General features: G+C 54.3%; 10 protein-coding genes. 9 read left to right on the forward strand and 1 reads right to left on the reverse strand.

What is annotated here, in order from left to right:
- Window positions 1-21: 21 nt before the first annotated feature.
- From MKY96_RS30385 to MKY96_RS30425, 9 genes are all read left to right on the forward strand, one after another.
- Window positions 22-1179 carry a hypothetical protein gene (locus tag MKY96_RS30385; RefSeq protein ID WP_340946298.1) on the forward strand — a complete coding sequence of 386 codons (1158 nt, stop codon included), beginning with the start codon at window positions 22-24 and terminating at the stop codon, window positions 1177-1179.
- A 22-nt stretch (window positions 1180-1201) separates the two neighbouring features.
- The gene (gene wsfD, locus MKY96_RS30390) at window positions 1202-2758 is read left to right on the forward strand and encodes a glycan biosynthesis hexose transferase WsfD (RefSeq protein ID WP_340946299.1); all 1557 of its coding nucleotides are present in this window, start codon (window positions 1202-1204) and stop codon (window positions 2756-2758) included.
- On the forward strand, window positions 2755-4311 hold the full coding sequence (locus MKY96_RS30395) for a hypothetical protein (RefSeq protein ID WP_340946300.1): 1557 nt from the start codon (window positions 2755-2757) through the stop codon (window positions 4309-4311). The genes wsfD and MKY96_RS30395 overlap by 4 nt, the downstream gene beginning before the upstream one ends.
- 34 nt (window positions 4312-4345) lie before the next feature.
- Window positions 4346-5596 carry a glycosyltransferase family 2 protein gene (locus MKY96_RS30400; protein ID WP_340946301.1) on the forward strand — a complete coding sequence of 417 codons (1251 nt, stop codon included), beginning with the start codon at window positions 4346-4348 and terminating at the stop codon, window positions 5594-5596.
- A gap of 43 nt (window positions 5597-5639) precedes the next feature.
- Complete coding sequence (locus MKY96_RS30405) at window positions 5640-7724, forward strand: cellulose biosynthesis cyclic di-GMP-binding regulatory protein BcsB (protein ID WP_340946302.1); 2085 nt, start codon at window positions 5640-5642, stop codon at window positions 7722-7724.
- A complete protein-coding gene (locus MKY96_RS30410; RefSeq protein WP_076081509.1) occupies window positions 7721-8575 on the forward strand; it encodes a diguanylate cyclase domain-containing protein in 855 nt (284 codons plus the stop codon). Before MKY96_RS30405 ends, MKY96_RS30410 begins: the two co-directional genes overlap by 4 nt.
- 49 nt (window positions 8576-8624) lie before the next feature.
- Entirely contained in the window at window positions 8625-9413 is a 789-nt protein-coding gene (locus MKY96_RS30415; protein ID WP_340946303.1) for an SDR family oxidoreductase, read from the forward strand.
- A 164-nt stretch (window positions 9414-9577) separates the two neighbouring features.
- Window positions 9578-9826, forward strand: a complete 249-nt coding sequence (locus MKY96_RS30420; RefSeq protein WP_036722727.1) for a type B 50S ribosomal protein L31 — start codon at window positions 9578-9580, stop codon at window positions 9824-9826.
- 172 nt (window positions 9827-9998) lie between these two features.
- Window positions 9999-11573: a sensor domain-containing diguanylate cyclase gene (locus tag MKY96_RS30425; RefSeq protein ID WP_340946305.1), complete on the forward strand. Its 1575-nt coding sequence runs from the start codon at window positions 9999-10001 to the stop codon at window positions 11571-11573.
- 27 nt (window positions 11574-11600) lie between these two features.
- On the opposite strand, the gene MKY96_RS30430 is transcribed toward MKY96_RS30425, so the two are convergent.
- Window positions 11601-12788: a polysaccharide deacetylase family protein gene (locus MKY96_RS30430; protein ID WP_340946307.1), complete on the reverse strand. Its 1188-nt coding sequence runs from the start codon at window positions 12786-12788 to the stop codon at window positions 11601-11603.
- Window positions 12789-12822 lie beyond the last annotated feature (34 nt).

Genomic DNA, 12822 nt, shown 5'->3' on the forward strand with positions numbered 1-12822 from the left:
GTCATTTAAGGATGTGATCGATTGGAAAACAGATATAGCAAGGCTGCTGTTCTGGGGATGTCGCTGCTCCTGCTAACGTCCTGCGGCGGCGATCAGTCCGGGCCGGCACCATCCTCTCCCTATACTCCGGTAGCCTCTCCTTCAGAGACTACACGGCCGGATGAAGCGCCGCAGCTTGAGCCTACAGTGGAACAGCGGGAATTATTTCATTTCATAAATACGCAGCTTACAGGACCCGATGGTGTATATACGAATCTGAAGGAGACCTCTGAAGCGGCAGAGGTGGCTACAGGCCATGAGATTCTGAGCGAGTCCGCGTCTCTCCTGATGGAGACTGCTGTCAGGACCCGCAATCAGGAGCTGTTCGACCGGCAGTGGAAGACGGCCCGCAGAACCTTCGATATGGAGGGCGGCTTCAGCTACCGCTACAGTCCCAGGCAGCAGAAGCGTTATCCCGTGAATGCAGCGGTGGATGACCTGCGGATGATCGGAGCGTTATATGAGGCAGGGCAGGCATTTAGCCAGCCGGAATATACCAGAGAAGCTGATAAATATGGAGAACGTTTCTATAAAAACAATACTAAAAAAGGTTACATTTATGACATCTATGACAATTATTTGAAAGTGGTCAACAGCTTCGTAACTTTGTGTTATATTGATCTGAGTGTATTGCAGAAATTGTCGATATCTAGCGAATTACAAGAGAATTTGCTGAAGAATATGAGCGGTATTTTAGAGGAGGGATATTTGTCCGATTCTTTTCCATTCTATGAGACCCGCTTCGATTACCAGAGCGGACAGTACAGCTCTGAAGGCATCAACTCGGTAGAATCTCTGCTGACTATTCTTCATCTGGCAGAGACCGGCCGTCAAAAGCCGGCCAGCATCAGCTACATCAAAGCTCAGGTCGCAGCGGGAACCTTATTCGGACAATATACACGTGAGGGCAAGCCGGCTAATGATATCCGTTCAACAGCGGTCTATGCGCTCACAGCCATGATTGGAGCCGTGCTGGAGGATGGTGACCTCTATCAGTCCAGTATAGAACGGATGAATGAATTCAGGGTGACAGATCCAGTGAGTCCGCTATATGGCGGCTTCGGTGATCCTGCCTCCGGGCAGGCATACTCTTTTGATAACCTGATGGCACTGCTGGCTTACTCCTATAAGGCTCCATAATATAACCAAAAGGGGAATCGGAATGATAAACAACCTAGAGCTTACATCCACCCGGCCCGGTATCACGTTAGCTGGCTTTCGGATTACTCCGGCATTTGCCGCCGCATTCTGCGTGCTGCTGGTGACGGCTATTTCGCTGTTTACCTCCCCTTATATCGGCATGGCAGATAACGGAGACTTTTACCGGATTATATATAGCAACGGTCTGTATTTCAATGCTCCGGACTATGACAGCCAGTACTTCGGCTATTTCGTCAAGCAGTTCGGAATCTTTCAATATTTCAACGAGAACAGCACGATGGTGGTCTCCTCCCAGTCCCTGTTCATCAAGCTGGCGATCTTCGTCAACAAGCTGTTTTTCAGCCGCGAGGTCTTCGATATCCGCTTCCAGGCTGCCATCTACACCGTGCTGTATGTTGCCGCAGTCTACTTGCTGGTTGAAGCAATCACGCTGAAAATGTCACTTAAGCGGGGGATGGCAGTCGCGGCTCTTGCGGTGTTCATTTTCGGGGATACGGGTTATACCAACTACTTCAGCTCCTTCTTCGGCGAGAGCCTGGTGATGGTGACCATGATTCTGGTGTTCGCCTCCTGGCTGCTGCTGTACCGGAAGAGATACAACGATTATGCCATGCTGGCGATCCTGCTGATCAGCACCCTGATCCTGACCACCTCCAAGCAGCAGAATGCTCCGGTGGGGATGGTAATTTCCCTGCTCTCAGTTCCGCTGGTGCTGATCCGCCGGGATAAGCTGTTCCGCTGGGTCACGCTCCTGTCGGCCGGTCTGATGATGTTCGCCGGAATTGCGACGTATCTTAATATCTCCAAAGAGTTCGTGAATATTAACCAGTATCATGCGATGACGCGCGGGGTGCTGATGGAATCCAAGAACCCGGAGACGGCGCTTGGCTCCTTCGGAATCAATGAACAATACGCAATTCTCAAAGAGAATACGTACTATGACCAATACGGGACGGTGGATGTGAAATCCGAGCTGCTGGATAAAAATTTCTACAGCCGTTACGGCTTCGTCTCCATTCTGACCTATTATGCTTCTCACCCGAATGAGCTGGGCTCGATTCTGGATACGGCTGCTGAGAGTGCCTATAAAATTAAGCCGGCGGCCATGGGGAACTACGAGCAGTCCGCAGGCAAGGAGTTCCGGGCGCAGAGTCATTTCTTCAGCTTGTACAGCACACTTAAGGAGAAGCTGGCGCCCCGTCCCTTTGCCTTCATTCTGCTCTGGATGGCTGTAACGATAGGGGTCTATATGCCATCGTTCGTCCGGTCCATCCGTACCCGGGATTTCCGGGGCATGCAGCGTCTGCTGGTGATTCTGGCGACCATGCTGGTCGGACTGTCGGGTATCGTGGTCTCCATTATCGGGGCAGGTGACGCGGATATTGCCAAGCATGAATTCCTGTTCACGCTGGCCTTCGACCTGATCATCTTCCAGACGGCTGCCAGCGTAATCGGCCGCGGCATCTCATCACGCAGATCGGTGCCCTCTGCACCGTCCGCGCCGTCTGCACGGCCGCTCAAGGAATATCCGGCACTGAATAAAGGGGTGGGCATGTGAGACGCAGAGGGATCGTCATTCTGCTGTTCATTGTATTGGCGGGTGATCTGCTGCGGTCTGCCGGTCCGGCATCCGCTGATGCTTCTCCGGCTCCGGCGCAGCGGATTCTGCTGCTGTTCGACAGTCTGGCGAATAATTCAGGCCAGCAAGGGAATGTGGCCGAGCTGCAACGGCTGCTTGCCGCCTACAGCGCACAGGTTACGCTGAAGCCTATTTCCTCTTATGAGCCGGGCGGCATGAAGGGCTATTCCGGCGTGATCACTGTGATTAACAATGATGAGCTTGAGATTACGAATCAAGCCTACCTTCAGGAGGCTGCCGGGTATAAGGGGGCTATGCTGCATGTTGGATATAGACCGCCTGCCCGAATGCAGCAGACGCTGCGGCTGAAGACCGGGGTATGGCATAGAGCGGGCGCAAGTCTCTCCATCGGCGGATTCACCGGAATTCCGGTGGAGGCCGAAGGGATGCCTTATATAACCGCTTCGGACGCGGGGCGTTCTTATGGAACGTGGTCCTCATCAGATGCGGGGGCGCAGGCGCCGTTTGCGGTAAGCAGCGGCCGGACCGCATACCTGCCTTATCTGAAGCAGGGCGATTTCACAGCCATAGCTGCGGCCTATGTGCTGAAGGATTGGCTGCACTATACCGCACAGCCGCAGATGTATCTGGTAATCAAGGAGATCTATCCCTTCTCGGATCTGAACCTGCTGGAGCAGATGGCAGACCGCCTGTATAGAAGCGGTATTCCCTTCATCGCCAGTGTCCGTCCGGTATTCGCGAATACGGATTTCCCCGCGATGAAGCGGTATCTGGAGGCGCTCAGAGCCGTCCAGTCCCGCAACGGCAGCATCGTGGTCAATGCCCCTGCGGTCAGACCGCCGATCAATTCGAATGACCGGTCCCTGCGCGGGAAGATGAATCAGTTCATTAATGTTCTGGCGGAAGGGGGCGTGGCACCGCTCGGCGTTGCTGCCGAGAGCTACTGGACGTATGACAAGGAGTATTCTGCCGCAGGCATGGGGTTCTTCAATTCGGCGGTGCTCTTCCCGGACGGAGAGACCCATTATATGGAGCAGACAGACACCTCAGCGCCCTTCTCTTCCTCTCTGTACAGTCTGCCCCCGGCACTGCTGCAGGGAATTGGCAGAACAGGCAAGGCGATGCCGGAGCTTCCGCTGAATACGGCGGTGACGCTGGACCTGCCGGAGGATGAGCGCGGGCTGGAGGAACTTCTGCAGAATCTGAATGCGGAATGGTATACCTTCGCAGACTATAAGCAGGAGGCCCATACGGTCCGCACGGATATGCACACCCTTGAGTCTGCTGACGGGGTGATCCGCTTGGATGGCAACACACTGGATGTCGATTATACCCCGCAGAAGGTCGCCGTTGATTTCCAGTACAAGGAGAAGCAGGCGACAAGCTTCAACAAGCTGTTCAGCGTGCAGAATCAATTCTTCATCATCGTGATCCTGGCTGCGTTGCTCTTGTTCGGCGGCCTGCTCACTATCGGTTACAGGCTGTACCGCAGGAAATATTTGAACAAGTAATTCGGGAAAAATATAGCGAGTTTAGGAGAATACTATGACGATCTCAGACGTATTGATGGTGATCGCGGTCATCTGTATCTGGTCCCTGCTGCTGGTGAATGTGATGCTGATTATAGCGGGGTATCTGTACTACATTCAAACGGAAAACGAACCGGTGCCTGAGATTACCGGGGAGCATCCCATGGTGACGATTATGGTTCCTGCCCACAATGAGGGGGTCGTCATCAGCAAAACCGTGGAATCCCTGCTGGCACTGGATTACCCGCATGACCGGTATGAGATTATCGTCATCAATGATAATTCGTCAGACAACAGCGCTGAGCTGCTGGCTGCTATCCAGGAGCGGAATCCGCAGCGCAAGCTGATCATTATCAATACGGACGCCGTCACAGGCGGCAAAGGGAAATCCAATGCGCTGAACATCGGCTTCACCCGCAGCAGCGGGGAGCTGATTGCGATCTATGATGCCGACAATACGCCGGAGCGCACGGCGCTGAAATACCTGGTGGCGGAGATTATGAATGATGCCTCCCTGGGGGCGGTGATCGGCAAGTTCAGAACCCGCAACCGGAATGCCAGCCTGCTGACCCGGTTCATTAATATCGAGACGCTGTCCTTCCAGTGGATGGCGCAGGCAGGGCGCTGGAAGCTGTTCAAGCTCTGTACGATCCCGGGAACAAACTTCATTATGCGCCGGACCATTGTCGAGAGCATCGGCGGCTGGGATGTGAAGGCAATTGCCGAGGATACGGAGATCAGCTTCCGCATCTATATGATGGGCTACCGGATCAAGTTCCAGCCGAAGTCGGTCACCTGGGAGCAGGAGCCGCAGACAGTGAAGGTATGGTTCAAGCAGCGGACACGCTGGGCGAAGGGCAATATCTATGTCATTGTGAAGAACCTTCCGCTTCTGTTCGACCGGAAGGCGGTCAAGATCCGCTTCGATATTCTGTATTATGTCTCGATCTACTTCCTGCTGCTGATCTCGCTGGTCACCTCGGATATTCTGCTCGTGCTTCATGCCATGGGGTATGTACATACCACCATCGCCGGGCTCAGCAGCTTCCTGTGGCTGCTCGCCATTGTGCTGTTCGTGGTGGGGATCTTCGTTACCCTGACCACGGAGAAGGGCGAGATGAGCCTGTCGAACCTGTGGATCATTCTGCTGATGTACGTCTCGTATTGCCAGCTCTGGATGGTAGTGGCCGCTTACGGGCTGTACAACTATTTCAAAGACGTTATCTTCAAACGGGAAGTCAAGTGGTACAAAACCGAGCGGTACTAGTGCGCCGGAGGTCCAGAAATAAGATATACAGGAGATACGGAACATGATGAAAAAACAGATCCTAACAGTGCTGCTCTGCCTCTCCCTCTTCCTGGTTCAAATTCCTGCGGCGCAGGCGGCGGTGCTTCCCGGTGAAGCCGGAGCAACGTATGAGACGCTGTTCACCAGCGATGTCTCGCTGAGGGGCGCAAGCTCCCAGCAGCAGTTCTTCACAGTCATGGATTACTGGAATGTGGATAAAGTGATGATCAATCTGCAATTCCAGACCTCACAGATCAGTGAGGATAAGCTGTCGAGCGTAACACTGTCGCTGAACGGCATTCCGTTCTATTCCTTCCGGCCGTCCCTGGACAATAACGGGCAGCAGAGCCTGAGTGTAGAGGCGCCCAAAGGCTTCCTGACGAAGGGCAGCAATACGCTGCGGATACTGGGGAGCTTGAGAACCACAACGGGCGGTTATGAGCTGTGCAATATCGATGATATGCAGGACAGCTGGCTGCATCTGTTCAACACCTCGAACATTGCTGTGAATTATACACCGAAGGCCATTACAGGAGGCATTCAGGATTTCAGTGCCAGATTCTCAGGAATGGATACGGTAAAAAATGAACAAAGCCTGCTCGCCGTGCCGCAGAATGCCAGCGGAGCAGAGCTGGAGAGTGCTACTTACGCCCTCTCGGGATTCGCCAAAGGCAACACGCTGAATGACAGAACCATTCCGCTGCTGCCTTACCGCGAGGATACCGTCAAGGACAAGAGTGCAGTAGTGCTGGTAGCTATGTATGATCATCTGCCCGATAGGATCAAGAAGCTGGTAAGTACGGCGGATGACCTCGGCACCCATGCGGTCATTCAGCTGGTGAACAAGGATTCCCTGCCTACGCTGGTGGTGACCTCGAGGGACGAGAGCCTGCTGATCAAGGCCGGACGGCTGATGGCAAGCCGGGAGCTGGTGAGCCAGCTCCGCAAGGATCTGAAGGTTGTTACTGGTGCTACCGATGTAGTGAACCCTGCGCCGGCCATCAGCTCGAACATTACGTTCACGGAGACGGGGGACAAGCTCACCGGGCCGAATCATCAGGAGCAGACGTATTTCGTCTCTCTCCCGTCCAACCGCTCCATTGCGGATGACGGCAGAATCAGCCTGGATTTCCGGTATGCGGCGAATCTGGACTTCAACCGTTCCCTGGTGACGGTGAGCATCAATAATACGCCCATCGGCAGCAAGAAGCTGACGAAGGAGCTGGCCAACGGTGATGTGCTGAATCTGAATGTGCCGCAGAGCCTGAATATCTCCGGCAACTTCACCGTGACGGTGGCGTTCGATCTGGAGCTTGCGAGTATGCTGTGTACTCCGAACAAAGAGGAGATGCCGTGGGCCTATATCAGCAAGGAATCGCTCATGCGCCTGAACACGAAGGACCGCACCGACCTCCTGCTGAGCAATTACCCTTATCCGTTCCTGCGGGACGGCATCTTCAACCGTGTGGCGGTGGTGCTGCCGAAGGAGAGGGATGATTACACCTACCGGAGCCTCGGGAATGTCTTCAATATGCTCGGGCAGTTTGCCGGAGGAAATACCGGTGATGTCCACTTTTACAGCAATAACGCAGCAGCGGATAACCTGAAGGACAACAATATCATTGCAATCGGGACCTATAAGAATAACAAGGTGATCCGTGACAACAACGGCAAGCTCTTTTTCAAGTATAACAAAGAAGGATCAACCCTCCTCTCCAATGAAAAAATCGCTCTGGACGAGCAGTACGGAGCCGCCATCGGCACGCTTCAGCTCCTGGAATCCCCTTACGAGAGCGGACGAGGCCTGCTGGCAGTCACTGCGGTCAGCTCAGAGAGCTACTTCGTAGTCTCCAAGCTGATCGGGAGCGAGAAGGACCGGTGGAGGGTGTACGGTGACGGCGTTGTAGCGGATAAGGACGGCACGGTGAATGCCTACCGCTTCAAGACGGTCTCCGGCGCCAAGCCGGACTCTCTGGTCTCGCGGGTGATGGAGCGCAGCGATGTGCTGGGCTTCGTGACCGCAGCGGTGATGATCGTGACGCTGGTGGTCGTGGCGCTGATTCTGATGCTGCGCAAACATAAGAAGAAACGTGGTGATCAAGCGTGAGACGTAACCGCAGCAGTCTAACCTCGGATCTGGGCTTCCTGGCCTTTCTGGTTCTGATCTTCGCCTGCATCGTATATATCGCGGGCTCACCGGATAACTACGTCCAGAACATTATTATTCTGAATGTATCGTTCATCCTGGCGCTGGTCACGTATTTCACCACGGTCACGGCGGGACTGACGCTGAATCTGGCGTTTGTCTTCGGCTACGGCTTCTTCGTGGTCTATCAGACGGTATCGCAGGGCGCATCGATTGGTGTAGAGACGTATTTCTGGCTGATTATGACCCCGCTGCTTACGGTGGTGCTGTGGGTCTTCACCTCCAGCACCCGTGAGCTGCAGGCAGAGAATGAACGGCTGCTGAAGCGCACGAATAATCTGGCTGCGGTGGATGAGAATACGGATCTGCGCAACAGCATTTCTTTTCAGAAGGACGCCAGCCTGTTCACCGGAATCTCGGTCCGTTATAAAATCCCGCTGACGCTGCTTGTGGTGAAGGTGAAGTACTGGAATGAAATCCGCCGCCTGATCCCGGAAGAGCAGCTGTCCGAAGCCATCTACGATGTCTCCCAGCTCAGCCAGTCGAGCATTCGTACCAATGACGCGCTGTATCTGCTGGACAAGGAGGATGCTACCTGGGGCCTCCTGCTCTTCACGGACCGGGAAGGGGCCAAGATTGTCATTGAGCGGATCAAACAGCGGCTGCAGGAGCTGAATGACTCGGAGTTCTCCGGCAAGTACAAGGTCACCTTGGGGCTGAAGATCGGTGCAGTGGAATATGCGGCGGACACTATCGAGAATCCGCTGGATTTCATTGTCCAGGCCAAAAAGGAACTGGAATACGATGTATAATGAGTGGGAGCAGGAAGTCCTGCAACCAATCTGACAGGAGGACTGGACGATGGATTTGGGTCTTGAGGGGAAATCGGTGCTCGTTGCGGCAGCGAGTAAGGGGCTGGGATTGGCGACCGCCCTGGAGTATGCCCGTGAAGGGGCGAGGGTGACGATTGCGAGCCGGAGCCTGCCGCAGCTGGAGACGGCGCGGCAGGCGATCCGTGAGGCTACGGGACAGGAGGTCGCCGTAGCGGAGCTGGATGTGACCCGCCCGGAGGAGATTGCCCGGGCGGTGCGGACGGCCGCCGGATTCGGCGGCGGCCTGGAGGTGCTGGTCACGAACGCCGGCGGGCCTCCGGGCGGCAGCTTCGGGGATATGGCCGACGCTGACTGGAGCGGCGGCTTCGAGCTTACGCTGATGAGCGCGGTCCGCCTGATCCGCGAGGCGCTGCCGCATATGCGCAGCGCAGGGGGAGGGCGGATCGTCAGCATCAGCTCGGTCTCGATCAAGCAGCCCATCGCGGGGCTGATTCTCTCGAATGTGTTCCGCGCAGGCGTGAGCGCGCTGAACAAGAGCCTGGCTACAGAGCTTGCCCCGGAGGGCATCCTGATCAACAGCCTGGCCCCCGGACGGATCGGCACAGACCGGATCCTCCAGCTTGACGGCAAGCGGGCGGACGCGCAGGGCATCACACTTGCGCAGATTCAGGAGGAAGCCCTGAAGGCGATTCCGCTGGGAAGAACCGGCACGCCGGAGGAGTTCGGCAAGGCGGCGGTATTCCTCGGTTCTTTTGCCAATACTTATATAACCGGACAGTCCCTGCTGATCGACGGCGGAATGGTGAAATCGCTCTAGGACAGGCTCTTGACTCAGCGGCTCATTTCACGTATGATAGTATGGCGTGTAAAAATCGGAAGATTTACGCATCTCCCTTTGTCTAACCGGATTTTCAAATAGACCAAGAGATGGCTTCAATAATTCTTCATAAGTTGTATCCGTACGGAAAGGAGGTTACTACAATGAAACAAGGCATACACCCTAAGTTCAACCAGGTTATTTTCTTCGATGCTAGCGTAGGCTACAAATTCCTTAGCTCATCCACCAAATCATCCGGTGAAACTATGGAATGGGAAGACGGCAACTCTTACCCGGTAATCCGTGTAGACTCCAGCTCTGCATCCCACCCGTTCTACACAGGTAAACAAAGAGATACCGAAACTGGCGGCCGCGTTGACAAGTTCAAACAACGTCTCGCTCAGAAGAAATAATGGTATTGCTATAGAGGATATTCCCGCATCCATGCAGATGGTGAAGGAGTATCCTCTTTTGTTTTGTCCGGTACTTTAGGTACCGGTAGTATTTTTTGGCAGGATGATTCATTTGTGCGAAAGAGTAGGATATAATAAGGCAAAGCAATCTCAAAAATAGGAGAAATATGACATGCCGTGGATGCAGGGTTATCCGTTTTACTTGGTAATGGGCAGCGTTCTAAGTCTCTACATGGGCATCGGTTCTTACAAGCACCGACATACACCAGGAAGATGCTATTTATGGATATTGATGCTGCTGGTCAGCATGATCTTCGCTGCTACGGCCGGAGAGATTCTAACGGATTCCTTCGAGGCGAAGCTATGGTGGAAGAATGTGCAGCAGGGCCCGCTTTTTTTGAGTGCGATCTTCACCTATGCGGTTATTAAAGAGTATGTATCCCGTTCCTCTGAGGGTTTGTCCAAGAGGCTTATTTATTTTTGTATCCCGGTGGCGGTGGATGTGCTGCTGATCTTCACCGACTCTTACCATCATCTGATGCGCAGTGAGGTCGGACTGGCTACGGTAGCCGGTGTTACCGGAATCGTAGTGAAGCCCACGGTACTCAGCATGATTCTCATCGCGTACGATCAGTTATTCGGACTGTATGCTGTATATCTGCTGGCAATCTCCCTCCTGAACGGTCCCAGGTATTATTTCCGCCATAATGCGCTGCTGTTATTCAGTCTGCTGGTGCCGGTCCTGGCGGTGTTCCTGCTTCCGCTGCTGCACATTACGATTACAGGCTTCACGGCCTTCACCTACCTGCCGCCCATCGTGGCCGCTTACCTCACCTTGTTCCGCGATCCCAGACTGTCCTTATATCCGCTGGCTAAGAATAAAATCTTCGAGAATATGAAGGACGGTATCGTCCTGACGGACCGCTACGATTACATAATGGATATCAATGAGGCTGCTGCTGCTATGCTCTCTGAGCTGCTGGAGGAGAAGCCGGAGACCTGGATGGGCACTAGCATTCAACCGCTGCTGAGGCAGCACGGGCAGCTGTCGGCCTGCTATGCGGAGCGGAGGGAAGGCCAGTTCGAAATCGAGCCTCCCGGCCGGAGCGGGTCCTGCTATGGGGTTGTGCTCATTGCCACAGAGCAGGTCCGGGCGAAGAGTACGGGAATGCTGCTGGTATTCAGTGATCTCAGCGAGAAGAAGCGCTATGAGCGGGAGCTGCTGTATCAGGCCACGGTGGACGATCTGACCGGGCTGTACAACCGCAGGCATTTCATGAGGCTGGTGCAGAATTATTCCGCACAGATCGGCGCGGGCATGGCCTTGCTGCTGTTCGACATCGATGATTTCAAATTAATTAATGATACATACGGACACATGGCCGGTGATCAGGCACTGTTGGATTTGTCTGGCAAGATTATGCGGGTATATCATAACAAAGGAATTGCCGGGCGCGTAGGCGGCGAAGAGTTCGCCGTCTGCTTCTTCGCCGGCAGCGAAGCTGCGGCCTTGAAGGAGGCGGAGAGCTTCCGCACCGCTATGGGCGAGCACATCGTTGAGCTGGACGGGGGGCATCACATCCAGCTTACGGTGAGCATCGGCATTGCTTTTACGGATCGCACGGATGTGACCTTCGAGGACCTGTACCGCGAGGCGGACGAGGCCCTCTACCTGTCCAAGGCCACCGGCAAGAACCGGGTAACCTTAGGCCGTGAGCCTATGGTGCGTCAGGCGGCTAAGGGGTAGGCGCGGCCTCAACCGGCCTTGTTCTGGCTAAAGACGCGTCAGCTTCAGGACCGCGCTGCTGCGGTCGTAATGCATCGCTACGCCTAGCTCGGAGCATAGCGCATCCAGCGGAACCATGACCTTCCCGTTCCGCAGCTCCGGCGGAGTTCCGGTAAGGAGAACCTTCTTCCCATTCACGGTCAGAATCATCGGCGGCTCGAATTGCTTCAGCTGCTGGATGGACAGCTCTGGGGTTAGGGTCCGGTTCCCTTCATTGATCCGTGGAGCGTTCAGTGTGGTTCTGGAGCTCAGGCCCAGCCCGATATTGAATTTCAGACGGATGCCGAGTGAATCGCAGACTTCCAGCAGCTTGTCGTTATAGGAGCCGTAAGGGAAAGCGATAGCCGAATCGGTATTGCCCAATTCTTCTTTCAGCCTGCGCTCTGCATGAGCCAGGTCCCCGGTTACTCTTCTGTAGTATTCTTCATTCAGTTCATTCCGGTTCTCATCATGAATGTACAGCAGGGAGCTCGCCGCCGGGCGGGTGCCGCCCTCTGCATCGACTTCGGCGTAATAATGCAAATTATACGTATGATTATAAAAGCCCATTCCGGCGCGCTTCATCTCCCGCATCTGCTCCCAGGTCAGCTTGGGCACCTGACGCTTACTAGTGTTGTCTACATCAGAGACAATGATGAAGTTCACTGCGGTGTAGCCGTACTTTTGCAGAATGGGAAACGCCAGCTTGTAAAAGCTCTCATAGCCGTCATCGAACGTCAATAGAACCGCATTATCGGGAACCGGCGCGCGGTCCAGCATGAATTCCCGGTACTGCTTCATCGTAATGACATGGAAGCCCTCCTGCATCAGGAGCTGCATCTGCTCATCGAACTGTGCTGCGGGTAATACGCCGGGATAGAGCATTAACGGGTCTTTCGTCAGATGGTGATACATGAGTACCGCCACATGATCCTTATAGTACACACCCTTGGGGAGCGAAGCCTCCTTCTCCCAGCCGATACGTGCATTCAGAATCCGTTCAGCGATGTCTTTATCCAGCATTAGCTTATGGTCCGCTGTCAGTGCATAGGCATCTGTCTTGAATTCGACTCCGTCAAGGCCGGTAATGCTTAGCTTAGTCATCGCTTTATGTATAAAAGGCACAGGCAGGAAGACCAGCAGCAGTAACAAGATGAGGATATAACGTTGTTGTGGTTTATGCAGGTTCAGTTTCAATGTACGATTCTCCCCATCTCCCGAATATTAAGAT

The organism is Paenibacillus sp. FSL R7-0302, from assembly GCF_038006885.1.
Classification (GTDB): Bacteria; Bacillota; Bacilli; order Paenibacillales; family Paenibacillaceae; genus Paenibacillus_AQ.

What these genes read in the sequence shown, in the direction of transcription:
- MKY96_RS30425 (WP_340946305.1), top strand. Translation starts at nt 9,999, where the DNA reads ATGCCGTGGATGCAGGGTTATCCGTTTTACTTGGTAATGGGCAGCGTT.
- MKY96_RS30420 (WP_036722727.1), top strand. Translation starts at nt 9,578, where the DNA reads ATGAAACAAGGCATACACCCTAAGTTCAACCAGGTTATTTTCTTCGAT.
- MKY96_RS30400 (WP_340946301.1), top strand. Translation starts at nt 4,346, where the DNA reads ATGACGATCTCAGACGTATTGATGGTGATCGCGGTCATCTGTATCTGG.
- wsfD (WP_340946299.1), top strand. Translation starts at nt 1,202, where the DNA reads ATGATAAACAACCTAGAGCTTACATCCACCCGGCCCGGTATCACGTTA.
- MKY96_RS30415 (WP_340946303.1), top strand. Translation starts at nt 8,625, where the DNA reads ATGGATTTGGGTCTTGAGGGGAAATCGGTGCTCGTTGCGGCAGCGAGT.
- MKY96_RS30405 (WP_340946302.1), top strand. Translation starts at nt 5,640, where the DNA reads ATGATGAAAAAACAGATCCTAACAGTGCTGCTCTGCCTCTCCCTCTTC.